The organism is Bifidobacterium sp. LH_419 (genome assembly GCF_056356955.1).
The window spans coordinates 94,715-119,342 of the sequence record NZ_JBKEVG010000005.1; the positions used below are offsets into that span (position 1 = coordinate 94,715).

At 66.6% G+C, this 24,628-nt stretch carries 19 protein-coding genes and 1 tRNA gene; 3 read left to right on the forward strand and 17 right to left on the reverse strand.

Features of this window, described 5'->3' with window-relative positions; all coding sequences use genetic code 11:
- Positions 1-34: 34 nt before the first annotated feature.
- Complete coding sequence (locus AC1AYX_RS05150; RefSeq protein ID WP_476502499.1) at positions 35-1,765, reverse strand: glycoside hydrolase family 13 protein; 1,731 nt, start codon at positions 1,763-1,765, stop codon at positions 35-37.
- Positions 1,766-2,141: 376 nt separating this feature from the next.
- Here AC1AYX_RS05150 and AC1AYX_RS05155 point away from each other — a divergent pair, with 376 nt between their 5' ends.
- Entirely contained in the window at positions 2,142-3,224 is a 1,083-nt protein-coding gene (locus tag AC1AYX_RS05155) for a LacI family DNA-binding transcriptional regulator (protein WP_476502500.1), read from the forward strand.
- A gap of 138 nt (positions 3,225-3,362) precedes the next feature.
- Here AC1AYX_RS05155 and guaB read toward each other — a convergent pair whose 3' ends face one another.
- The 3 genes from guaB to AC1AYX_RS05170 all read right to left on the reverse strand — a co-directional run bounded on the left by guaB (position 3,363) and on the right by AC1AYX_RS05170 (position 6,858).
- On the reverse strand, positions 3,363-4,913 hold the full coding sequence (gene guaB, locus AC1AYX_RS05160) for an IMP dehydrogenase (RefSeq protein WP_476502501.1): 1,551 nt from the start codon (positions 4,911-4,913) through the stop codon (positions 3,363-3,365).
- 110 nt (positions 4,914-5,023) lie between these two features.
- Positions 5,024-6,214, reverse strand: a complete 1,191-nt coding sequence (locus AC1AYX_RS05165; protein ID WP_476502502.1) for an MraY family glycosyltransferase — start codon at positions 6,212-6,214, stop codon at positions 5,024-5,026.
- On the reverse strand, positions 6,211-6,858 hold the full coding sequence (locus tag AC1AYX_RS05170; protein WP_476502503.1) for an L-threonylcarbamoyladenylate synthase: 648 nt from the start codon (positions 6,856-6,858) through the stop codon (positions 6,211-6,213). Before AC1AYX_RS05170 ends, AC1AYX_RS05165 begins: the two co-directional genes overlap by 4 nt.
- 264 nt (positions 6,859-7,122) lie before the next feature.
- Here AC1AYX_RS05170 and AC1AYX_RS05175 point away from each other — a divergent pair, with 264 nt between their 5' ends.
- Positions 7,123-7,725: a sugar O-acetyltransferase gene (locus AC1AYX_RS05175; protein WP_476502538.1), complete on the forward strand. Its 603-nt coding sequence runs from the start codon at positions 7,123-7,125 to the stop codon at positions 7,723-7,725.
- Between the two features lie 64 nt (positions 7,726-7,789).
- Here AC1AYX_RS05175 and AC1AYX_RS05180 read toward each other — a convergent pair whose 3' ends face one another.
- The 9 genes from AC1AYX_RS05180 to AC1AYX_RS05220 all read right to left on the reverse strand — a co-directional run bounded on the left by AC1AYX_RS05180 (position 7,790) and on the right by AC1AYX_RS05220 (position 15,820).
- Entirely contained in the window at positions 7,790-8,494 is a 705-nt protein-coding gene (locus AC1AYX_RS05180) for an ABC transporter ATP-binding protein (RefSeq protein ID WP_476502504.1), read from the reverse strand.
- A complete protein-coding gene (locus tag AC1AYX_RS05185) occupies positions 8,494-9,363 on the reverse strand; it encodes an ABC transporter ATP-binding protein (protein WP_476502505.1) in 870 nt (289 codons plus the stop codon). Before AC1AYX_RS05185 ends, AC1AYX_RS05180 begins: the two co-directional genes overlap by 1 nt.
- Before the next feature lies 1 nt (position 9,364).
- Positions 9,365-10,465: a branched-chain amino acid ABC transporter permease gene (locus tag AC1AYX_RS05190; protein ID WP_476502506.1), complete on the reverse strand. Its 1,101-nt coding sequence runs from the start codon at positions 10,463-10,465 to the stop codon at positions 9,365-9,367.
- Position 10,466: 1 nt separating this feature from the next.
- Complete coding sequence (locus AC1AYX_RS05195; protein ID WP_476502507.1) at positions 10,467-11,393, reverse strand: branched-chain amino acid ABC transporter permease; 927 nt, start codon at positions 11,391-11,393, stop codon at positions 10,467-10,469.
- A gap of 236 nt (positions 11,394-11,629) precedes the next feature.
- Entirely contained in the window at positions 11,630-12,808 is a 1,179-nt protein-coding gene (locus tag AC1AYX_RS05200) for an ABC transporter substrate-binding protein (RefSeq protein WP_476502508.1), read from the reverse strand.
- 430 nt (positions 12,809-13,238) lie between these two features.
- Positions 13,239-14,156, reverse strand: a complete 918-nt coding sequence (gene prmC, locus AC1AYX_RS05205) for a peptide chain release factor N(5)-glutamine methyltransferase (protein WP_476502539.1) — start codon at positions 14,154-14,156, stop codon at positions 13,239-13,241.
- A 2-nt stretch (positions 14,157-14,158) separates the two neighbouring features.
- Positions 14,159-15,247: a peptide chain release factor 1 gene (gene prfA, locus AC1AYX_RS05210; protein ID WP_476502509.1), complete on the reverse strand. Its 1,089-nt coding sequence runs from the start codon at positions 15,245-15,247 to the stop codon at positions 14,159-14,161.
- 138 nt (positions 15,248-15,385) lie between these two features.
- Positions 15,386-15,598: a 50S ribosomal protein L31 gene (rpmE, locus tag AC1AYX_RS05215; protein ID WP_151917191.1), complete on the reverse strand. Its 213-nt coding sequence runs from the start codon at positions 15,596-15,598 to the stop codon at positions 15,386-15,388.
- A 148-nt stretch (positions 15,599-15,746) separates the two neighbouring features.
- A tRNA-Ile gene (locus AC1AYX_RS05220) sits at positions 15,747-15,820 on the reverse strand.
- A gap of 373 nt (positions 15,821-16,193) precedes the next feature.
- Here AC1AYX_RS05220 and AC1AYX_RS05225 point away from each other — a divergent pair.
- Positions 16,194-16,616: a glycerophosphodiester phosphodiesterase gene (locus AC1AYX_RS05225; protein WP_476502510.1), complete on the forward strand. Its 423-nt coding sequence runs from the start codon at positions 16,194-16,196 to the stop codon at positions 16,614-16,616.
- A gap of 126 nt (positions 16,617-16,742) precedes the next feature.
- Here AC1AYX_RS05225 and AC1AYX_RS05230 read toward each other — a convergent pair whose 3' ends face one another.
- From AC1AYX_RS05230 to AC1AYX_RS05245, 4 genes are all read right to left on the reverse strand, one after another.
- The gene (locus AC1AYX_RS05230) at positions 16,743-17,462 is read right to left on the reverse strand and encodes a hypothetical protein (RefSeq protein ID WP_476502511.1); all 720 of its coding nucleotides are present in this window, start codon (positions 17,460-17,462) and stop codon (positions 16,743-16,745) included.
- A 161-nt stretch (positions 17,463-17,623) separates the two neighbouring features.
- A complete protein-coding gene (locus tag AC1AYX_RS05235) occupies positions 17,624-18,004 on the reverse strand; it encodes a glycerophosphodiester phosphodiesterase (protein WP_476502512.1) in 381 nt (126 codons plus the stop codon).
- Between the two features lie 79 nt (positions 18,005-18,083).
- Entirely contained in the window at positions 18,084-22,844 is a 4,761-nt protein-coding gene (locus AC1AYX_RS05240; RefSeq protein ID WP_476502513.1) for an Ig-like domain-containing protein, read from the reverse strand.
- Between the two features lie 30 nt (positions 22,845-22,874).
- Positions 22,875-24,557, reverse strand: a complete 1,683-nt coding sequence (locus AC1AYX_RS05245) for an InlB B-repeat-containing protein (RefSeq protein WP_476502514.1) — start codon at positions 24,555-24,557, stop codon at positions 22,875-22,877.
- Positions 24,558-24,628 lie beyond the last annotated feature (71 nt).

Genomic DNA, 24,628 nt, shown 5'->3' on the forward strand with positions numbered 1-24,628 from the left:
GGGCCAAGAAAGGAGGAGCCAGGGCGGATGGAAATCAGGCGAGCTGGATCCAGGCGGAGGTGTCCTGGGGGAGCTTGCCGTCGTCGGTCAGCGGGCCGGAGGTGAGGAGCACCTCGCCGGCGGGCAGGTCGACCGGGTCGGCGCCGAAGTTGGTGATCGACGCCCAGCCGTTGGCGCGCTTGTAGGCGATCGTGCCGCCGGTGAAGCCGTTCGCGCCGTCCGGCTTGCCCGTGGAACGGTCCTCGGGCAGCCATTCGAGGCTCAGGTCGTTGGTCTGCAGCTTGTGGCGCAGGGCCAGCGTGCGGCGGTACAGGTTGAGCATCGAGTCCGGATCGGCGGCCTCGGCGTCGGCGGCGAAGTCCTTGTACCACGCCGGCTGGGGCAGGTGGGCTTCCTCGGCCGGGGTGCCGTCGGCCTTGGTGGCCGGCGTGAAGCCGTAGGAGTTCACCGGATCGGCCGTCCACGGCAGCGGCACGCGGCAGCCGTCGCGGCCCTTGGTGGACGCGGCCTGCGAGGTGCGGTGGCCGGACGGGTCCTCGACGCGGTCCCACGGGATGTCGGCCACTTCGAACAGGCCGAGCTCCTCGCCCTGGTAGACGTAGGCGGAGCCGGGCAGCGCCATCTCCATGAGGATCGCGGCGCGGGCGCGCTTGGTGCCAAGCGCCTTGTCAAGCGGATAGGTGGTGCCGTCGCGCAGCACCCAGTCCTTGGCGAGCTGGTGGTATTCGCTGGTCGGCACCTGCGGCAGTCCGTAGCGGGTGGCGTGGCGCACCACGTCGTGGTTGCTCATCACCCACGTGGCGGAGGAGCCGGAGCGTTCGGCGCTTTCGATGCCCTCCTCGATGGCCTGGTGCATGTTGTCGCGGATCCAGTCCTTCTTGGCGAACTCGAAGTTGAAAATCTGGCCGAGGTCGTCCGGGCTGGCGTACAGGTACTGGCGGTTGGGCTGCACCCACGCCTCGGCGACGGCGAACGCCGGCGGGTTGTACTCGTTGAAGACCTTGCGCCACTCGTGGTAGATCTCGTGGACCTCGTCGCGGTCGATGACCGGGTGGGAGCCGTCGTCCGGCTGGTCGGAGGTGCACCACACGACGTAGTTGTCGAGGTCGTCGCGGTCGAGGTCCTTGGCGAGGCCGTGGGCGACGTCCACGCGGAAGCCGTCGGCGCCGTGGTCGAGCCAGAAGCGCAGGGTCTTGAGGAAGTCCTCGCGCACCTCGCGGTTGTTCCAGTTCCAGTCGGGCTGCTCCTTGGTGAACATGTGCAGGTACCACTGGCCGTCGGGCACGCGGGTCCAGGCCGGGCCGCCGAAGTGGTTCTCCCAGTTGCTGGGAGGGATGTCGCCGTTCGGGCCCTTGCCGTCGCGGAAGATGTAGCGGTCGCGCTCCGGGGAGCCGGGAGCTGCGGCGAGCGCCTCCTGGAACCACGGGTGCAGGTTGGAGCTGTGGTTGGGGACGATGTCGACGACGACCTTGATGTTCCGTTCATGTGCGGCCTTGGCGAGCGCGTCGAAGTCGTCCATGGTGCCGAGCTTCGGGTCGACGTTGCGGTAGTCGTCCACGTCATAGCCGCCGTCGGCGAGCTGGGAGGGGTAGAACGGGCTGAGCCAGATGGCGTCGACGCCAAGGTCGGCCAGATAATCGATCTTCTCGGTCACGCCGGCGATCTGACCGAGGCCCTCGCCCTTGGTGTCCTTGAAGGAGCGCGGATAGACCTGATATACGACCGCCTGCTTCCACCACAGGGCGGGATCGGTGGCTTCGACCATGTGTTCCTCCTTGAATACAAACGCTTGCATGCAAGCGTTTCAACATGTTCTTCGTTTTCGTGACTATTGCATGATAACGCTTGCACAACGAAATGCAAAACGGCCTGCAATCGGCGTGTCGAACGGGTTCGACATTGACGCGAAATGGCCGGTTTGCAATACTGCAAGCGCTTTTATATAATTCCGGTAAAAGCGCTTGAAACGCGTGGAGTATCGTAGTAACGGCGTCAATCCGAAGGTGGACGACGGCGTGGCCGCGGTACCGGCGCACCGTCGATGGATTCGCAGTCGAACATCAATACGGTATGCGGTGGGACCGCGGGATGGCCGACGACGCCCGACGATACGGACGATCACACGACAAGGAGGGACGGCTATGCCCGGCCAACAGACGGCGAGGACGACGATCGCGGACGTGGCGAAGGAGGCGGGCGTCTCCGTATCCACCGTGTCACGCGCGCTCAGAGGCCTCGACAAGGTCAATCCGGACACGCGCGCCCGCGTCGAGGCCGCCGCCGAGAAGCTCCGCTTCACCTTCTCGAAGACCGCCTCGTCGCTGGCGAGCGGCAAGTCGATGCGCGTGGCCGTGCTGCTGCCCAACGAGATCAACAGCTGGTTCAACTCGAACACCTTCGAAGGCGTGTACGAGGTGCTGTCGACCGAAGGCTACGACGTGGTCCCCTACGTGATGTGGGAGGAGGCCGACCTCAACCGCTTCTTCCACACGCTGCCCGGCACGCAGAACTTCGACGCGGTCATCATCACCTCGTTCATCCTCGACGAGCGCCAGCGCGAGTTCCTCGACACGCTCACCATCCCGATGGTCGGCATCAACGTGCCCTCCACCGAAGGCTTCGACGCGTCCATCCGCATCGACGACGACGCGGCCATGCACGCCGTCGTGCGGCTGCTGCGCTCCCTCGGCCACGAATCCATCGCCTACGTCGAGCAGCCGGTGCAGCCCTCGCCGTTCACGTGCAGCGACTCGGTGCGCATGGACGGATTCCTCGACGCCGCCGAACAGCAGGGCTACGACGAGGAGCACATCCTCACGATCCCCTCGCTCTCCCGTCTCGGTGACGACGGCGACGAGGAGGCGCAGGAGTCGATCGGCGGCGAGACGGCCGCGATCTCCGGCATCGCCGCGCAGCTCGTCGGCGCGATGAGCCGTCCCACCGGCATCTGCGTCGAGAACGACCGGTGCGCGGTCCTGCTGCTCAAGGAGCTGCGACGGCTCGGCTGGCGCATCCCCGAGGAGGTGTCGCTCGTCGGCTTCGACGGCGACAACGTCGGCGACGTCGTCGACCTGACCACCGTGCGCCAGAATCCGGTGCAGCTGGGACGCGCCGCCGCCGGCAAGGCGCTCGCGCTCATGCGCGGCGACGAGCCGGACGAGGCGCACACGGTGGCGCCGACGTCGCTGCTCATGCGCGCGACCACGGCGCGGCTCACGGCGTGAGCGCGCGGCCGTCGCGCGTGACGCGACGACGCATGGACGGCGCGACGACGCCGCTCCCCCGAAACGCGACGTGGGGTCCCACCCGAAACGGTGGGACCCCACGTCATGCGTTATACGCTACCCGACTGAACGCGCCGATCAGTTGGCGTGGAAGCCGGAGTAGTTCGGCGCCTCGGCCGTCATCACGATGTCGTGCGGGTGCGACTCGCGCAGGCCGGCGTCGGTGATGCGGATGAAGCGGCCCTTCTCGGCCATCTCGCCGATGTTGTGGGCGCCGATGTAGAACATCGACTGGTGCAGGCCGCCGAGCATCTGGTAGAGCACGGCGTTGAGCGGTCCGCGGTACGGGACCTCGCCCTCGACGCCCTCCGGCACGACCTTGTCGTTGGAGGTGACGTCGGCCTGGAAGTAGCGGTCCTTGGAGTAGGACTTCTTGCCGCGCGGGGCCATCGCGCCGAGGGAGCCCATGCCGCGGTACAGCTTGTACTGCTTGCCGTGCAGGAGCACCTTCTCGCCCGGGGCCTCCTCGCAGCCGGCGAGGGTGCCGCCGAGCATCACGGAGGACGCGCCGGCCACGAGGGCCTTGGCGATGTCGCCGGAGTAGTGGATGCCGCCGTCGGCGATGCAGGGCACGCCGGCCGCACGGCAGGCCTGGGCGGCCTCGTACACGGCGGTGAGCTGCGGGACGCCGACGCCGGCGACCACGCGCGTGGTGCAGATGGAGCCCGGTCCGATACCGACCTTGACAGCGTCGGCGCCGGCGTCGATCATCGCCTGCGCGCCGGAACGGGTGCCGACGTTGCCGCCGATGATCTGCACGCCGTCGAAGGCGGAATCATGCTTGAGGCGGGAGATCATGTCGAGGGCGAGACGGGCCTCGCCGTTCGCGGTGTCGACGACGAGCACGTCGACGCCGGCCTCCATCAGGGCGGAGGCGCGCTGCCAGGCGTCGCCGAGGAAGCCGACGCCGGCGGCGACGCGCAGGCGGCCCTGCTCGTCCTTGGTGGCGTCCGGGTACTGCTCGGTCTTGACGAAGTCCTTCACGGTGATCAGGCCGGTCAGGTGGCCTTCGGCGTCGACGAGCGGCAGCTTCTCGACCTTGTGCTTGGCGAGCAGGTCGTGCGCGTCCTCCTTGGAGATGTTGGACGGGCCGGTGATGAGGTTCTCGCGGGTCATGACGTCCTTGACCTTGAGGTGGTCGTAGTCCTCGGACGCGATGAAGCGCATGTCGCGGTTGGTGATGATGCCGACGAGCTTGTTGTCCTTGTCGACGACCGGCAGGCCGGAGATGTGGAACTTGCCGCACAGCTTGTCGAGGTCGGCGAGGGTGACGTCCGGGTTGACGGTCAGCGGGTCGGTGATCATGCCGGACTCGGAGCGCTTGACGACGTCGACCTGGGCGGCCTGGTCGTCGATGGAGAGGTTGCGGTGCAGCACGCCGATGCCGCCGTTGCGGGCCATGGCGATGGCCATCTCGGACTCGGTCACGGTGTCCATGGCGGCGGAGAGGACCGGGGCCTTCATCGTAATCTTGCGGGTCAGATGGGTGGTGGTGTCCACCTCGGAGGGAATGACGTCCGTCTCGTTCGGCAGCAGCAGGACATCGTCATAGGCGAGGCCGAGCTTGGCGAAGATCGGAGGGAGCGGAGCGTACGCGGACTGCGCGTTCATATCGGGGTTTGTAGCCATGCGTCCACTATAAGAACGTGGGGTGACGTAATACACAATCCTGCGTTATGCGGGCGTTCCGCCACGCCGTAGGCAAAGTGGGCGGAGGCCCGGCGAGGCGTGGGGACGCCTCACTTGCCGGATTCCCCGTCCTCGTCCGGGTCGCCGATGGCGATGCGCCCGGAGGCGTGCTCGGCCCTGGCGACCGCGTCGCGCGCGTTCTCCTCCATGATCTCCGGCAGGCGGCGTTTCAGGTACGGGTACATCGTGGCGACGGCGAGCACCGCGCCCACGACCGCCATGCCGATGAACACGTGCCACGCCTTGAAGAACAGGATCATCAGCGAGCCGAACGAGATGAGCGCGGCCCACGACCACAGGATCGCGACGGCGCCGCGCACGCTGTGCCCGATGCGCAGCATGCGGTGGTGCAGGTGCATGCGGTCGGGGTGCATCGGCGACTGCCCCTTCGCGAGCCTGCGCACGATCGCCAGACACATGTCGAGCACGGGCAGGAACAGCACGAGGATCGGCAGCAGGATCGGCATGAACACGGGCAGGTACATGCTCGTGTGCACGGAGGCCGGGTCGATGCGGCCGGTCATCACGATCGACGCGCAGGTGATGAGATAGCCGAGCAGCATCGAACCGGAATCGCCCATGAACAGCTTCGCCGGATGCCAGTTGTGCAGGATGAATCCGACGCAGATGCCGACGAGCGCCACGTCGATGAGCGTCGCCATCGAGGCGTAGGAGGGCGACGTGCGCGCGAGGATGTACGAGTAGATCGCGAACGCGATGCCGCCGATCGCGACGATGCCGGAGGCGAGACCGTCGAGGCCGTCGACGAAGTTGACCGCGTTGATCGACGCGACGATGAGGAACGCGGTGATCGCCATCGACAGGCTCGGCGAGGCGGTGACGAGCGAGCCGAGCGGCAGGGAGATGATCTGCAGGCCGCCCCACGCGACGAACACGGAGATGAGCAGCTGACCGGCGAGTTTGAGCATCCAGTCGAGGTCCCACAGGTCGTCGGCCATGCCGAGCAGGCAGATCATGACCGCGCCGGCGAGCACGACCCACGGCAGGTGGCTGCCCTGGAACAGGCCCTGGATGAAGCTGATGTGGCTGGCGAACAGCATGGCGACGGCGAAGCCGAGCATCATGCCGAGGCCGCCCATGCGCGGCGTCGGGATCGTGTGGACATCGCGGGCGCGCACCTCGCCGACCGCGCCGATCTCGATCGCCACATGGCGGATCAGCGGGGTGAGCAGGTACGTGGCGCCGCCGGCGATGGCGGCGATGAACAGGTAGATCCTCATGCGCCGAGTCCTCCCCCGTTGACGTGCAGCGCGGCGCGGATCTCGGACTGGCCGATCACGCCCTCGCGCAGGATGGCGATGCCGTCGCGCTCGTGCGGATCGGCGGCGACGACGGTGCTGGAGACGTGGCCGGGCGTCGAACCGCCGTCGAGATACAGGGCGACGGCGTCGCCGAACGCCTCGACGGCCTCGTGCACGCTCTGCGCGCTTTCGTCGCCGGACAGGTTCGCGCTGGACGCGGCGAGCGGGCCGGTGGCCTTGAGGATGCGCAGCGTGAGCGCCGAGTTCGGCACGCGGATGCCCTGCGTGCCGTCCTTGGCGACGGTCTTCAGCGTGCAGCCTTCGCGCGCGACGGCGATCGGCGAGAACGCGCCGGGCAGGAAACGAGCGGACAGACGGTTGAGCGGGGCGGGCAGGTCGAGGCCGATCTCGTCGAGCTGGTCGGTGCCGGCGAGCAGCACCTGCAGGGCCTTGAAGCGCGGACGGCGCTTGAGCTCGTAGATGCGGTCGATGGCACGGGTCGAACGCGGATCGCCGGCGATCCCGTACACCGTGTCCGTGGGGATGACCACCAGTCCGCCGTCCTTCACGATGGCCGCCGCCTCGCGCAGCGCATCGTCGTCGATCGCACGAATCTCACTCATCGAACGCCTCCTGAAACCTGTCTGACACAATCCATCATTGCACCATCGCACCTCGACCGCCACATATGACCCGTTATGTACGGTCGTACATCTAAGCTGAATCGCAACCACGCGACATCCGTAACGCAAAGGAGCATCATGACCGACGTCACCACCGATGACAACGTTTCCAACGATTCCGCGACATCCGCCGCATCCGACTCCCCCGTCTTCGCGGTCCCGCCCGTCGAACTGCCGACGCCGCGCCGCTCCGAACGCGAGGAGATGCTCGACGGCAGACTGTACGATGCCTCCGACCCGGAACTCGACGAACTGCGCCGCAAGGCCGGCGACCTGTGCACCCGCTTCAACGCGACCTCCCGCCACGACGACGCGACGCGCGCCGCGATCCTCGACGAACTGCTGCCCGGCCACGGCGCGAACCTCGACGTGATGGGCCCCGTCTTCTTCGACTACGGTTGCCACACACGAATCGGCGACCGCGTGTTCGCGAACTTCAACTTCACCGTGCTCGACTGCGCGCCGGTCACGATCGGCGACGACGTGCTGTTCGGCCCGAACGTCTCCCTGCTGCCGCCGATGCACCCGCTTCGCTGGCAGGACCGCAACGTGCGCACGCGCGAGGACGGCTCCAGCTACGACTACGAATACGGCGAGCCGATTCGGATCGGCTCGAACTGCTGGTTCGGCGGCAACGTGACCGTGCTCGGCGGCGTGACGATCGGCGACGGCTGCGTGATCGGCGCCGGTGCGGTCGTCACCAAGGACATCCCCGCGAACTCGGTCGCCGTCGGCAACCCGGCCCGCGTGATCAAGACGATCACCGACAAGGACGCCAGCGTGTACCAGGACTACTGCCGGGCGTGAGACGACGTGGCCCCCTCCGCGATTGACGGAGGGGGCCACGTCGTCTTTCGGCGCTACCGAGCGCTCACGCGCCGAGGTAGGCCTTGCGGACCTTTTCGTCGTGGAGGAGGTCGGAGGCCTTGCCCTCCATCGTGATGCGGCCCGTCTCGAGCACGTAGGCGCGGTCGGCGATGGACAGGGCCATCTTCGCGTTCTGCTCGACGAGGAGCACGGTGATGCCCTTCTCGCGCAGCGCCACGATGATGTTGAAAATCTCCTTGACGAGCAGCGGCGACAGACCCATCGACGGTTCGTCCATGAGGATGGTCTTCGGATGGCTCATCAGGGCGCGGCCCATGGCGACCATCTGCTGCTCGCCGCCGGAGAGCGTGCCGGCCAGCTGGCGGCGACGCTCCTTCAGGCGCGGGAAGTAGTCGAACACCATCTCGAGGTCCTTGGCCATGCCGGACTGGTCCTTGAGGCTGAACGCACCCATCTCCAGGTTCTCCTGCACGGTCATGCGGGTGAACACGTGGCGGCCTTCCGGCACGTGCGCCATGCCGAGGGTCACGATCTTGTTCGCATGCGTCTTGAGCAGGTCGTGGCCGTCGTAGACGATCGAGCCGGACTTCGCCGGCACGAGGCCGGTGATCGTGTGCAGCGTCGTGGTCTTGCCGGCGCCGTTCGCGCCGATCAGCGAGACGATCTCGCCGTCGTTCACGGTCAGGCTGATGCCCTTGACCGCCTCGATCGCGCCGTAGGAGACGCACAGATCCTTGATTTCCAGCATCAGCGTGCCCCTTCCTGCATGGTCTTGGCGATGCTCGGTTCGGGCGTCGCGTGGTCGGTGGAGTCGCCTTCGGCGTCGTCGGAGTCGTCGGCGCCCAGGTAGGCGGAGATGACCTGCGGGTTGTTCGCGATCTCCTCCGGGGTGCCGGAGGCGATCGTGCGGCCGTAGTCGAGCACCTGGATGCGCTGGCACACGCTCATCACGAGGCTCATGTCGTGCTCGATGAGCAGGATCGCGATGCCGAAGCGGTCGCGGATCGTGTTGATGCAGCGCAGCAGGTCCTCGGTCTCGGTCGGGTTCATGCCGGCGGCCGGCTCGTCGAGGAGCAGCAGCTTCATGCCGGTGGCGAGGGCGCGCGCAATCTCGAGCTTGCGCTGCTGGCCGTACGGCAGGTTCGCGGCCTGCGTGGAGGCGAGGCCGTCGAGGTCGAAGATCTTCAGCAGGTCCATCGCCTTGGCGTGCATCTCGTTCTCCTGCTTCCAGAAGCGCGGGGTGCGGAAGATGGCGCCGCCCAGACGGTAGCTGAACGATTCGTCGAAGGCGACGAGCACGTTCTGTTCGACCGTGAGCTGCTTGAACAGGCGGATGTTCTGGAAGGTGCGGGCGATGCCGGCGCGCACGACCTGATAGGTCTTCTTGCCGTTCATGTGCTGCCCGTCGAGCCAGAAGTCGCCTTCCGTTGGCTTGTACACGCCGGTCAGCAGGTTGAACACGGTGGTCTTGCCGGCGCCGTTCGGGCCGATCAGGCCGATGAGCTCGCCCTTGCGGATCGTCATGTTGAAGTCGGAGACGGCCTTGAGGCCGCCGAAGGTGATGCCGAGATGCTCGGCCTTGAGGATGGGCTGTCCGTTGTTCTTCGCGTCGGTCATCTCACGCCTCCTTCGTGTCCGTGGCGGTTGCGGCGGTCGCGGCGGTTCCGGTCGCGGCCTTCCCGGCGGCTTCCGCCTTCTCCTCGGCCTCGGCCTTCGGGTTGCGGAACAGCAGGCGGTTCACGAGGCGCGGCAGCGAGAACTCCCAGGAGCCGAAGATGCCCTGCGGGCGGAAGATCATGACGAGCACGAGCACCACCGAGTACGCGAGCATGCGGTAGTCGGCGAACGCGCGCAGCAGCTCCGGCAGGATCGTCAGACCGACCGCGGAGACAATCGAGCCGGTGATCGAGCCCATGCCGCCGAAGACGACCATGATCACGTAGTTGATGGAGTTGAGCCAGCCGGCCATCGTCGGGTTGAGCGAGCCGATGTACTGGGCGAAGATGCCGCCCGCGATGCCGGCGAAGAACGCGGAGATCGCGAAGACGAGCACCTTGAGGTACGTGGTGTTGAGGCCGGAGGCGCCGGCGGCGATCTCGTCGTCGCGGATGGCCTTGACGGCGCGGCCGTAACGGGAGCGGCCGAACATGAACAGCACCACGACGGTGATGATCATGATCCAGAACACGATGTACAGGTTGGCGGTGCGCTCGATGCCGATGAGCGCCTGGCCGGCCGCGCCCTTGTCGAGGCCCATGCCGCCGGCCACCTTGAGGTTCTGGATGACCACGCGGATGATCTCGCCGAAGCCGAGCGTGATGATGGCGAGGTAGTCGCCATGCAGGCGCAGCGCCGGGATGCCGATGAGGATGCCGAACACGCAGGCCACGATGCCGCCGAGCAGCGTGGTGACGAGGAAGCGCAGCGTCGGGTCGGCGAGCATGCCGTTGGCGACCATGTACTTGGAGGCGAGGGCCGCCACGTACGCGCCGATCGCCTCGAAGCCACAGCAGCCGAGCGTCAGCTGGCCGAGCACGCCGATCGTGAGGTTCAGCGAGGTGGTCATGATGATGGCGATGCAGGCGGTCATCATGATGCCCTTGATGTAGGAGTTGGCGATGCCGGACTCGCACAGCGCCATGACGACGCCGAACGAGGCGAGGATGCCGAGGAAGCAGACGAGGTACGACTGCCTCGTGGAAAGCATGGACTTCTTCATATCAGACCTTCTCTCCCTCGTTCTTGCCCATGATGCCGGACGGCTTGACCAGCAGCACGACGATCAGGATGGCGAACACGATGGCGTCGGAGAACGCCGAGGTGATGACGCCGCCGGTGATCGTGCCGATGTACGCCTTGGTGAGGCTCTCGACGAGGCCGATGGCGATGCCGCCGATCATGGCGCCCGGGATCGAGCCGATGCCGCCGAGCACGGCGGCGACGAACGCCTTGAGGCCGAGCATGGCGCCCATCATCGGGGAGACCTGCGGGTAGGCGGCGCAGTACATGAGCGAGGCGACGGCGGCGAGGCCGGAGCCGATCGCGAAGGTGAGGGCGATCGTGGAGTTCACGTTGATGCCCATGAGCACGGCGGCCTCCTTGTCCTCGGAGACGGCGCGCATGGCCTTGCCCTGCTTGGTGAACTTGACGAACAGCTGCAGGCCGACCATGATGACCAGGCCGAGCACGATCGTCAGGAGCGTGTCGCCGGGCAGCTTGAGCTTGCCGAATGCGATGGACGGCAGGTGGAAGATCGTCGGGACGGTCTGGAAGTCGGCGCCGAAGATGGCCTGGGCGCCGTTCTCCAGCAGCAGCGACATGGCGATGGCGGTGATGAGGGCGGTCATCGAATTGCCCTTCTCACGCACCGGCTTGTAGGCGGCCTTCTCGACGATGATGCCGACGGCCACGCACACGAGGACGGCCGGGACGATCGCCACCCAGGCGGGCAGGCCCATGGCGACGATGGCGGGAATGGTGAGCATCAGCACGTAGGCGCCGACCATGATGAAATCGCCGTGGGCGAAGTTGATCAGTCGGATGATGCCGTAGACCATGGTGTAGCCGAGCGCCACGAGCGCGTAGACGCTGCCGATCTTGAGACCGCTGAACAGCTGGCTGATGAACATGATGATCTGATCGGTCATCGCTCCCCCTTTCTTTCTGGTAGTCGTGGACGTCCCCACGAATCAGGGACGTCATGAACGGATGGTTATGGATGGATGAATCGAAAATCGAAAACGGAAACAGGTAACGGGTAATCGACAAAGAAATCGATCGGAAAAACGCAAAAACGGAGAGGGCCGGCGAAACCGGCCGCTCTCCTCGTTTGCGTCGCGTCACACGCCGCGACCCTGGTGGGCGGAACTCACTGGAGCGTGGCTCACTTGGGCTGGACGGTGGTGTTGTAGACGGGCTTGCCGTCCTTGAGCTCGAGCACGATCACGGACTTGGTCGGCGAGCCGGACTTGTCCATCGTGAACTTGCCGGTGACGCCTTCGAAGCTCATGCCGGCGACGGCGTTGCGCACGTCCTCGCGGGTGGCGTTCTTGCCGGCCTTCTCGACGGCCTGCTTGATCATGTAGATCGTGTCGTAGCCGAGGGCGGCGAAGGTGTTCGGATCGGCGTTGTTCTTGGCCTTGTAGGACTTGATGAAGTCCTGCACCTTGGTGTTGGAGGTGTCGTCGGCCGAGTAGTGGGTGGTGTAGAAGGTCTTGTCGTACTGGGACTTGTCGCCGGTGAGCTTGAGGCCGTCGTAGCCGTCGGGGCCCATCACGTAGCCCTCGAAGCCGACGGAGCGGGCCTGCGGGATGATGTACGGGCCGGCCACGGAGTAGTAGTACGGGGCGTACAGCAGCTCGGCGCCGGAAGCCTGGATCTTCTGCAGCTGGGCGGAGTACTCGGTGTCGTCGGCGGAGGAGGAGCTCTCCTTGTCGACCACCTGCATGCCGAGCTTCTCGGCGGCCTTGGCGAAGGCCTCGCCCACGCCGGAGGAGTACGGATCGCCGGTGCCGTAGAGCACGGCGACCTTCTTGACCTTCAGGTTCTCGGCGGCGAAGCGGGCGGCCACCTCACCCTGGTAGGAGTCCTTGAAGCAGGTGCGGAACAGGTAGTTGCCGGTCTCGATGGAGTCGGCGGTGGCGGCCGGGGCGATGGTGACCAGCTTGGTCTGGTCGGCCAGCGGCGCGACGGCGGCGGTGGTGGAGGAGATGGTCGGGCCGGCCACGGCGAGCACGTTGCCGTCGGCGGCGAGCTTGTTGTAGGCGTTGGACGCCTCGGTGGCGTCGCCCTTGTCGTCGAGGGACTCCAGCTTGACCTTCTTGCCATTGATGCCGCCCTTGGCGTTGATCTCGGAGACGGCCAGCTCGAAGCCCTTGAGCTCGGCCTCGCCGTACGCGGCGGCGGTGCCGGAGTTGGTGGTCACGGAGCCGATGGTGATGGTGTCGCCCGAAGCCGCGGAGCTGGAGCTGGAGGAGTCGTCCATGCTGCCGCCGGAGCATCCGGCGAGGGACATGGCCATGACGGCGGCCGCGCCGGCCGCGATCATCTTCTTGGAGAACATGACTGTTCTGCCTTCTTTCTTCTTCGTGAATTACGCATCGCGGCCACAAGCCTCCACCCGGTCCTTCCGGGATCGCCGGCTCGTGCGGTGACGCGCATGATGTGCGCGCGGGACATCCTGGCGGTGTGCGGCCCGCACGGCTTGTGGCCATGCGTACGGCACCCGTGTCTCTTCTCTCACGATGCTTGCCGCCGACTGTTATACAGGTACGCCCGTACCGGCCGCAGTGCCGTTTCTTATTGTGAGACGAGTCACATTCACGTCCGGGATGCGGTCATCTTCCGCATCCCGGACATATCAGCCTCCCTCTGACGAGGGAGGTGTCAGCCGTCAGGCTGACGGAGGGAGAGATACCGGAATCGTTACGCGCCGGCTGTCTCTCCCCCACCCGGCTACGCCGGGAGCCCCCTCAGCAGAGGGGGCCGAAATCCTATCTCTCGGCGAAGAGGAAGCGGGGGCGGCCGGTCCAGTCGTTCTCGGTGCGCGCGGAGACGAAGCCGTTCGCGCGCGCGTAGGCGACGAGCCGCTCCCCCTGCGTCACGTCATGCTCCATGACGAGCACGCCGCCGGCACGCAGCAGGTGCGAGGCGCGCAGCACGATCCGCTCGGGGATGAGCGCGCCGTCCGCCGAGCCGCCGTACAGCGCGAGCGCGGGATCATGGTCGCGCACCTCGGGCTGTTCGGGGATCTGGTCGAGCGGCACGTACGGCGGGTTCGTGATGACGGCGTCGACGCGCCCGTCGAGCTGCGGGAGGGTGAGCGCGCTGGTCGCGTCGCCCAGTTCGAGATGGTAGTTGTAGCCGGCGGTCGGGTTCGCGCGCGCGACGAGGTCGCGGTTGCGTTCCGTCCACGCGTAGGCTTCCGGCGACTTCTCGACGGCCCACACCTCGGCGCCGGGCACCTCAGTCGCGACGGCGAGGCCGATCGCGCCCGAGCCGGCGCACAGGTCGACGACGATCGGATGGTACAGCCCGTTGCGCGTGATCCAGTCGAGTCCCGCCTGCACGACGGTCTCGGTCTCCGGCCGCGGGATGAACACGCCCGGGCCGACCTTCAGATCGAGATAGCGGAACGGCGCATGGCCGGTGATATGCTGCAGCGGCTCACGCTTGGCGCGGCGCGCGACCATCGCGTCGAAGCGGGAGGCGACGGCGTCGAAGCCGTCCGCGTCGTCGGCGGCATCACCGATGGCGTCGAGCGGATCGCCCATGAGCAGCGCCTTGTCGACGTCGCGCAGCTGAACGCCCGCCGCCTCGGCGAGCAGGAGCTTCGCGTCATGCTCGGGCGTGTCGACGCCCGCCTCGCGCAGCCGCGCAGCCGCGGCGCGGATCATATCGTCGATGTCCATCATCACTTCTGGTTGGCGAGACGCTCGGCCTCGTCGGCCTGGATGTCGGAGTCGATCACGGCCTGCAGGTCGCCGTCGAGCACGGCGTCGAGGTTGTACGCCTTGTAGTTGGTGCGATGGTCGACGATGCGGTTCTCCGGGAAGTTGTACGTGCGGATGCGCTCGGAACGATCGAGGGAACGCACCTGAGAGTGACGCATGTCGGCGGCCTCAGCGGCCTCCTGCTCGTGCTTCATGGCGAGCAGGCGGCTCTTGAGCACGCGCAGCGCGGCGGCGCGGTTCTGGATCTGCGACTTCTCGTCCTGCATGTTCACGGTGATGCCGGTGGGCAGGTGGGTCATACGCACCGCGGAGTACGTGGTGTTCACGGACTGGCCGCCGGGGCCGGAGCTCATGAAGATGTCGATCTTGAGGTCCTTCGGATCGATCTCGATCTCGTCGTCGTCCTCGTCGGCCTCCGGGAAGACGAGCACGCCGGCCGCGGACGTCTGGATGCGGCCCTGCGATTCGGTGACGGGGATGCGCTGCACGCGGTGCACGCCGCCCTCGTACTTGAGGGACGCCCACACGCCCTCCTCCGGAGCAGGCGTGCCCTTGGCGCGGATCGCGACCTGCACGTCCTTGACGCCGCCGAGCTCGGTGCCGTTCTCCGACTGGATGGTGACGGTCCAGCCGCGCTTCTCCGCGTATCGGGTGTACATGCGCAGCAGGTCGCCGGCGAACAGCGCGGCCTCCTCGCCGCCGGTGCCGGCCTTGATCTCCATGATCACGTCGCGCGCGTCGTCCGGGTCGCGCGGGATGAGCGCGGTGCGGAGCTTCTCCTCGGCGGCGGGCAGCTCGGCTTCGAGCCGCTTCGCCTCGGCCGCGAAGTCGGGGTCCTCGCCGGCCATCTCGCGGGCGGCCTCGAGGTCATCGCGCAGGGAGAGGTAGGTCTTGTATGCGGAGACGATCGCGCCGAGTTCGGCGTGACGACGGCCCAGCTTGCGCATCTTGTCCGGGTTCGTCACCACCTCGGGGCTGGCCATCTCCTGTTCGATGTTCTGGTATTCCTCCAGCGCGGTCGCCGCCGCGGGGAACTGTTCGTCTGCCATGGTCGCTGTCTTCCTTGGGATTGGTATGGTGTTCGGTTTCGCGGTGCGCGGGCATACAAAAACGCCAGTCCTGCGATGGACGACGGGACGGTACGCCGAAGCGCGCCGACCCGTCTCGCGGGACTGGCGTCAAGTATGCTACTTGGTCTTCTTGCCGTAGCGACGCTCGAAGCGGGCGACGCGGCCACCGGTGTCGAGGATCTTCTGCTTGCCGGTGTAGAAGGGGTGGCACTTCGAGCACACGTCGACCGTCATGTGGTCGCCCTTGTAGGTGGAACGGGTGACGAAGGTGTTGCCGCACGAGCACAGGACCTCGACGGCATGGTAATCGGGATGGATACCCTGCTTCATGATGTCTCCTAAGGAATTCAGGTGACCCGGGTCGCCATGCCCCTATGGCTGGCGTGAACCGGAACCTAGTGGATGATAGTCCCCACCGCCGACACCCAGGACACGCTGAGCCCGGTCCCCTCTGACGAGGGGGCCGACGAACGGACAGTGCCCCCGCTGGGACTTGAACCCAGGACAAACACCTTATAAGGGTGCTGCTCTAACCGACTGAGCTACGGGGGCGACCCACACGATTGTACCGGCGGCGAGGACGGCGCGCGGCGCACCGTCGCGCAACACGCCGGAGCACCCAGCCAAAACGAACATCAATGTTCGTTTCAATGAAAAATCTACCATTGTAGATGATAGATTACGTAGTCATTCGCACACAAAGCGAAGGAGCCGCACAATACCGCGCACTCAGGTAAAGCTCGCGTTAACAAGGTCAAAAATCACGCATTTTCAATATGTTTAGCGCTCACAACGTGCTAACCTATATCGCAGATGTTCGCAAGGGCATCCCCAACAACAGACAAACGTTACAGTAAAACCGTACATTTTCTCACCACTGAATCGAACATCAATATTGTTCGATTCACGGTGGAAGGGAGCAGACATGGCAGAGCAAGCCAAGGAAATCACCGTCAACTTCGACATGTTCGACAAGACCCCGGAGGAGAAGACCGCCGAGGCCAACAAGGTCGCCAAGTCGTTCGGCGTCAGCGACGAGGCCATCGCCGAGGTCGAGGAGTACAAGGCCAAGCTCACCCGCTACAACGCGTGGGACCTGCCGTTCATGGGCTACGTGAACGACGACGGCTACGGCTACGCCTATGTGCCGGATGCCGCCATCGTGCGTGAGCCCTACTGGGACGCCCACAAGGCGTTCCTCGCGCTGCCGGAGGATGTGCAGACCGCGTTCGCAATCCGCATGCTGTTCACCCACCGTCCGGTCGACCGCTACGGTGCCAGCATGTTCCTGCACTACCAGCGCGGCTTCAAGGTGAACTTCGTCGGCACCGGCGCCAACAAGTACTGATCCGCACCGCTTCACCGATGCGACGCAACGGGGCGTCCGCACAGACAACACCGAAGGGCCGTGGGCCGGAAGTCGTCCGCCCCACGGCCCTGTGCGTTCCGGCGAGCCAGCACCGGCATCCGCCGGCTAACGACGCACCCGCGGCGCGCCCGCACGCGCCATCTCCTCCCAATCGATCTTGAGTCGACGGTCCCGGCCGAACAGCATGCGCGCGTAGTCGACGTACCCCGGCTCCCACTCATGTAGCGAGGCCGCCACATGCACGCGGAACGTGTCGTCGTTCGGCGTATGCGCCTCATACAACGGCGTCCACGGCATGCGCCACACGCCGCGCACCTGGGCGACGCGCCCGATGATCGAACCGCCGGCCGCGCCGTCGAACCGGCCGGCCGCCGCACGGTCATGGATCTCGATCATGCCGCCGCGCGCCAGGTCCTCCACCGTCACGACGCCGTCGGCGGCGTTGGCGGCGTGCACCCAGAACCACGAGGCGAAGTTCGAGACCGCCGTCTCGCACAGGTCCTGGTAACCGCGCTCCTTCACGTCGCCGCCGTCCTCGCTTTCGCGCGCGGCGGCCACGACGAACGGCGTCAGCCCGGAGACGTCAAGATGGTAGTCGAACGCGAACCATTGGGCGAACGCGTCCTCCACATGCTCGTGGAAGGAGCGCGAACGCGTACGGAACGGGTTCAGATTCAGCTGGATGAAGAACTCGCGTCGCGCGTCCCCGTACGTCACCAGGTCGTTCTCCCGGAACAGGGACACCACCTTGTCGGTCGGAATCGTCGAGAATCCCGGATCGCCGCGCTCGCACCCGTCCACCGTCACTACATCGCACATCGTCATGGTCCTCCCCCTTCAGGGTCCTGCGGAAGGCGCCGTCGCCCTCCATGTGCGGCCCACCATAAGGCCCGCGTCACGGCCCGGGCAACCCCGGCCGCCCCGCGGTGCGGGACGGTGGAAAACCCGGTGGACGAGCGGCCCGGCGTCCGCATCGCCGCCGCCGGTCAGTACGGCTGGTTGGCGTGGATGATGATGCCACGTTCGTGTTTGAGGAACTGGCGGGCGGACTCATGGTCGACGTCGTGCGCGTCGGTGAGGCTCTCGTAGACGACGGCGGTCTGCGCGCCGCGGGAGAGGCCGGCGAACGCCGCGTAGGCGTTCCACCCGTCCTGGGCCACGGCGAACGTCGGTTCCTGCACGTAGCCGTATCCGGCGGCGTTGCAGTAGCCGTTGAACGGCAGTCCCCACGCCCGGTGCGCGTCGAGTCGCCGCGCGTAATCGGCGGCTTCGGCGAACTCGGCGTCGGTCACGCCTGCGCGGCGCGCCAGTGCGACGGCGTGGTCGTGGTCATAGCCGCAGTCTCGCGGCGGAACGGGCAATGACATGATGTCCTCCTTGATTGACGGGTCCATGGTCTTGACAGGTCCATGGCCGCCATGATTCGGCGGCCATGGACCGGATTCCTCAGCTGCGGCGTCCCCTGCGCCGGCGTCCGGCCGTCAGCGCCGCGCCGGCCGCGCCGCACACGGCCGTCGCCAGGACGGCGAGCGCGACCGCCGAACCGGTGGCGCTCAGACCGCCAGTCTTGCCGCCGGCACCGGTCTTGCCGCCGGCACCACCGCCGTCACCGTCACCACCGTCGTCACCGGAACCACCGACGTTGCCGGTACCGCCGATATCGCCGGAACCACCGCCGTCACCGTTGCCCGGCCTGTCCGGGTCCGGTGTCGGTTCGGGCTCCGGGTCCGGCTGTCCATCCCCGACGAACACGACCGTGTACGTGGCGGAACTCTCCCGGTCCTCGCTGCGCACGACGACGCGCGCGGTCGGATAGGTCGTCGAGGCGGGCACGACGGTGACGCCGGGGTTGTCGGCCACGTCGTACTCGGGTTCGACGGCCGGATATTCCCCGTCCGCCACGGTCCCGTCCATCGCCGTTCCTTCGATCTTGACCGTGTAGTCGGTCTTGTCGGTGGAGAATCCGTCGAGCGCCGCTCCCCCGACCTTGAGCCCGGTGAGCGCCGTCGAGGTGCCGGCGGCCACATCACGTTCATACGCCTCGATCTCGGTGATGGCGATCGTGTCTGCGGGGCCGTCGATGCCGGACTTGTACCAGTACACGCGCAGCCTGTTGAAGTCGTACGCGGTCTCGTTGGCGAGTCCGAGGATGAAGTCCAGCTTCGCGTCCTTGGGGGTCGCGCCGTCGTCCAGCTTGTACGTGGTCCAGCGGTTCTTGCCGCTGCTGCGTTTGAAGCTGACGATGCCGTCGTTGACCTGCCCCACCGATTCGGCCGGCGAGGCGGGCGTGGAGCTCACCTGCGGGAACGCGTTGGTCTGGTAGAGGATGCGGTTCTCGCCGGTCTTCTCCTCGCCGGCGCGGATGCGCGCCCTCACCTTGCGCGTCACCGTCACGCCGTCCTCCTCGAAGGAGACGGCGCCGGTGGCGTCGGCGAAGCCGAGCTTCGCGACGGATGCGGGGTCGATCGGATTCCAGGCGACCGGTTGTTCGGCGTCCGTGCCATCCGTGTAGTAGACGACGGCGGTTTCGGGCAGCGTCGGCACGGCGCCGACCGGCGTGGCGACGGCGATGTTCTCGACGGCTGCCACGTCGCGCACGGTCACGACGGCCTCGGCGGGCAACGGCGTGCCGTCCACCGCGCCGGTCACCTTGGCGACGCCGACGCGCGTCAGGTCGAGTCCGGCCACGGCGGCCGGATCCCACCTGACGGCGCGCGTGCCTTCCGGTCCGGTCGCATACGTCACCTTGACCGAGTCCGGCAGCGTGACCTTGGCCGCGCCGACCATGACCGTCGTCCTCACCGGTTCGACGGCGGTGACGTCGCGGCCGGAATCGACGACGTTCACGGTGATGACGGTGGTCGCGGTCTTCCCACGATAGGAGCCGGTCACGGTGACGGTGGCCGTGCCCTTGCCGATCGCGGTCAGGGTCCCGCTCGCCCCGTCCGCCTTCACGTCGACGACGGTCTCGTCGTCGCATGCATAGGTGTAGTCCACGCCGAAGCCGATCTTCTCGCCGTTCTTGCCGGTCGCGGTGACGGTGATGCGGGCGTCGTCGCCGTCCTTGAGCGTGTATGCGCCGGAACCGTCGGCCTTCAGACCATCGAGGCCTGCCGTGAGGCCGGCGAGCGTCGACGGTTCGCCCGGTTTGACGTCGCCGACGGAGAGGGTGAGTGTCGCCTTGATCGTGGTGCCGTCGACCATGCCTTCCACGGTCACGACGCCCGTCTTCGCGTAGTCGGCGGGTGCGATTGCGTTCCAGGTGACCGGCAGCTGGGCGGTATGGCCATCGCCGTATACGGCGGTGACGGTGGTGGGCAGTTTCGCGCCCGGATCGACGCCGACGTCGGTGGCGCGGCGTTCGCCGAGCACTTCGACGACGGTATTCGCGTCGCCCTTCACGGTGCGTACGGTGGTGGTGCCGTCGGCGAGGCCGTCCGACTGCGCGTTCACCTCGATCGGCTTGCCGCTGCCGTCGGAACGGACGATGAGCATCGCCTTGCCGGAGAACAGGCTGCGATGGCTGGTCGTGTAGTCGCCGGTGGCGGTCTGCCATTTCTCGAGGCTGGCGCCGTCGCCGTTGTCGACGCCGGCGATATAGCCATTCCTCACGTCGAAGGTGACGGTGTCGTCGGCGTCGGGCACGGGCGTGCCGTCGAGGTCGGTGGCTTCGACGGTGATGAACGACAGGTCGTCGCCCGAATATCCGGAGTTGTCGATGAGGCGGCGGTCCGGGGTGAGCTTCAACGCGGCGGCCTTGCCGGCGGTCTTGAGCGTGTCCTCGGCGATCACGCCGCCCGTGGCGTCATTCCCCGCGTAGGCGACGGCCTTGAGCTCGCCGGGCTCGTAGGCGACGTCGTCCCACGTGAGGTAGAAATCGTTGCGGTCCTTGCTGTCGTCCACATCGATCGTGTTGCGGTCGGCGGCGGTGCGGTAGATGAGACCGAGCCGGGTGGTCTGTTCGTCGAAGTTGCGCACGCCGAGCGACTTGCCGTTGAGGAACAGTTCGACGCTTTTGGCGTTGGAGTACGCCTGCACGTCGATCTTCTGCCCCTTCTTCCAGTTCCAGCTGGAGGGCACGAGATGCACCATCGGATCGGTGGCGCGGTCGGTCCACAAGCTCTTGTACAGGTAGTACGAGTCCTTGGGCAGGCCGGCGGTGTCGACGATGCCGAAGTACGAGGATTTCGAGGCGATGGTCTCGCCTTTCGCGTTCGTGCCGGAGTCGCCCGCGTACGGGGTGGGCTCGCCGATGTAGTCGAATCCGGTCCAGTTGAACTCGCCGAGCGAGTAGTCGGCGGTCAGCTCCTGGTTCCAGGTGAGGTCCACCTCCTTGCCGTTCTGGTAGGCGTCGTAGGCGGACAGCTGCAGCGCGGAGTCGTCGCGTACGGACTTGATGTCGCCCATGATCGGGTCGTCGAGGTCGTAGTACTTGCCGCGAGACTCCAGGTGGGAGCCGGATTCGGAGGCGAGGTTGATCCAGTCGGGGTGCGCCTTGTGCCATTCGCTCATCACGCGGCCGCCGAGGTAGCTGTAGCCGGCCACGTCCACGTTGTCGAGCACGGTCTGCGCGGCGCCCATCTCACGGTAGTTGTTCATCGTGGTGGGGCGCGTGGCGTCGACCTCCTTGACCCACGCGTTGAGGTTCTCGTCGAGGTCCTTGTACTGGCCGGTCGTGGAGGCGACCTCGCCGAGCTGGGAGGCGGTGATCTCGTTGCCGATGGACCACATGATCACGGCGGGATCGTTCTTGTCGCGGTCCACCATGGTCTTGAGCTCCTTCTCGAGCCAGATCCTCCCCGCCCATTCGCCGTCGCCGGTCACGGTCTTCTGCGCGGCGGTGCCGAGGCCCTTGCCGCCCATCTTCGGGCCGGTCCATTCCTCGCCGACCTCCTCGAGCACCATCATGCCCATGCGGTTCGCGAGTTCGATGAACTTGCGCGCGGCGGGGTTGTGCGCGGTGCGGATCGCGTTGACGCCCGCCGCCTTGAGGATCTCGAGCTGGCGTGCGGCGGCGCGTTCGTTGAACGCCATGCCGAGCGCGCCCAGGTCGGAGTGCAGGCACATGCCTTTGATCTTCATGTACCGGCCGTTGAGGTAGAAGCCGTCGTTCGCGGTGAACGTCAGGTAGCGCACGCCCACCGTCGTCTCGGTTTCGTCGACGGTCCTGCCTCCGACGGCGACGATGGTCTTCGCCGTGTACAGGTTCGGCGCGTCGGTGCTCCACAGTTTCGGATTCGCGATGTCGGCGGCCTGTTTGACGGTGGCGCTCGTGCCGGCCTTCACGGTGACCGGGTCGGCGGTGACGGATGCGACGGGCGTGCCGCCGTCGAGGATCGTCGTCGTCACGGTGGCCTCGGCGTCCTCGCCGCCGTCGTTGTCCACGTCGGTGGCGATGTCGAGCCGCGCCTTGCCGCCGGCGATATAGGCGAGGACCGTGTCCTTGTCATAGCTGAAATCGTTGGTGACGTCGCCGTCGCCGTACGTCGCGGCGGTGGGGATCGGCGTCGTGATGTCGGTGCCGTAGAGGCCCACGTGCACGTCGTCGATGACGCTGAGCGTCACGTCGCGGTAGATGCCGCCGCCCTCGTACCAGCGTGAGGTGGGCTCGTTGACGACCGCCTTGACGGCGACGACGTTCGGGCCGTCCTGGTCCAGATAGTCGGTGATGTCCTCGCTGAACGGGCCGTAGCCGACGAGCTGCGTGTACCCGTCGGTGGATTTGACGCCGACGGCCTTGCCGTTGACGTACAGCGTGGAGCTCGACTGCACGCCGTCGAAGTTGATGACGATGCGCCGCCCCTTCATCGCGTCGGTGAAGCTGAAGGTCTTGCGGTACCAGACCGTGCCGTACGGCAGGTAGCCGCGCGCGGCCTTCGCGGCCGCCTTCGACGAGCCGACCCCGGTGAAGTCCTCATAGATGCGCCAGTCGTGCGGCAGGTCGACGTCCTGCCAGCCGGAATCGTCGAAATCGTCGTTCTGCGCGCCGGACGGATTGCCTGTGACGAACTTCCAGCCGGCGTCGAAGTCGACGGTACGTCCGGTCGCGTCCGCGGTTCCTGCCGCGGGCGACGCCGTTCCGGACGATGCCGGCGTTTCCGACGATGCCGGCGTTTCGGCGGCGGTCGCGGCCGGCACGCCGGCGAACAGCGTGCCGGCCATCGCCGCGGCGACGCCGAACGCGATTGCCCTGTTCCTGAATCCCATCGATTGTTCCCTTCTTTCCATGACCGGCGGTCAGCAGCGTTTGCGCAGGGTGAGAGCGATACCGGCGAGAGCCGTCAGCATGGTGACTGTCGTGATTCCGGTCACGTCGGCACCGGTGCGGGACAGTGCCCGCGGATGCTTGGCGGCGGCGTTCCCGACTTGATCGGTCGCTCCGGGATTGTCGCCGTCGGTCGTGCCGGGCTTGTCCGGATCGGGCGTCGGTTCCGGATTCGGAGCCGGGTCCGGGTCGGGCGTCGGGTCGACCGGCTGCTCGCTCTTCTCCCACTGGGCGACGAGGTTGATCGGCCCGGTCGGGTTCTCGACGGCCTGGTCGAAATCGAAGGCCTGCGTGCCGGCGGCGTCGAGCGTCCAGCCCTTGAACGTGTAGCCCTCGCGGGTCGGATCGGCGGGCTTCATGACCTTCTCCCCCTTGGCGAACGTCTCCATCGCCGCGGCGGAGCCGCCGGCGGAGTCGAATGTGACCGGCCACTTGTCGCCGTCGAAGGCGGCGTGGATGCGGTCGTATTCCTCGGAGGTGATGTTGAGGAAGCTGCCGTGCTTCTTGATGGTCTCGCCCTTGGCCGGGTCCTGGTGGAAGTCGACGAGGTCGTCGCGATGCCATGCGGCCGGGGTCGTGGCGGCGAGGTCATTGGTCCTCACGATGCCGAAGCCCTTCTCCTCCTTGAACTGGTCGGCCACGATGGCGTACCTGTAGCCGAGTTCGTCGATGTCGTCCTTGTTGGTGACGAGGAACTCGTTGCCTTCGACCTGCTTGTTGTTCACCGAGAGCGCGGACTGCACCTGCGTGAGGTACTTCCATTCCTTGGCGTCGTCGGCGTTGCGGGTCTTCTCCTTGAAGGAGGTGGCGTACAGGTTCTTCGTGCGTTCGATGATGCCGGCGTTGTGCACGCGGTACCAGTAGCCGTCATCGGCCTTCATCATCGTGGAGTCGAGCGTGTAGCCGCGGCGGTCGATCCACTTGACCGGGTCGGAGAAGGTCACGAAGTCCTTCGTGGTGGCGTAGTACTGGTTCGGCGAGTCGGAGCGGCCGTACTGGTCGTCGGGTCCGGAGTTGGTGGACCAGTACACGAAGTACTGCTGGTTCTCCTCGTCCCACACGGCTTCGGAGGCCCATACCATGCCCTCCTTCTTCTCGCTGGAGGGGATCTTGGAGCCGACGTCCACGGCGCGCGGCTGGCTCCAGTCCACCAGGTCGGTGGACTCCCAGATGATGATCTTCCGACTGCCGTCCACGTTCCATCCGCACCCGGGGACGGTGTCCTTGTTCACCTGGTTCTGGTCAGTGGCGAGGATGTAGAACTTCGAGCCGTCGGGCGAGCGCAGCAGGAACGGGTCGCGGATGCCGCCGCAGCCCACGGTGGAGGTGAGCACGGGCAGCGTGGCCTTGTGCAGGTCGGTCCATTCGCGGCTGTCATGGCTGGTCGCGAAGTAGACCTGCTCCTCCCACAGGTTGTAGTCGGCCGCCGTCACGAAGTACGCCATCAGATAGTCGGTGGTGTTCTCGCCCTGATGATTGTCCGGATACGCGGGGTCGTAGTCGGCGGCCGCCGCGGTCTGTGCGGTCGGAGCGGTGGCGGCTGGAGCGGGTGCGGTCGTGTCGGCTGCGAAGGCGGCGGGGACGGCGCAGGCGAGGGCGGTCGTCAGCGACAATGCGGCCGCGGCGATGGGACGCCAGTGGTTGCGGGTATGCATGGTGGGGTTTCCTTGATCGTCGTTGATGGGATGGGAACGGGAATGGAGATGGGGCGATCCGCTCCCGCCGA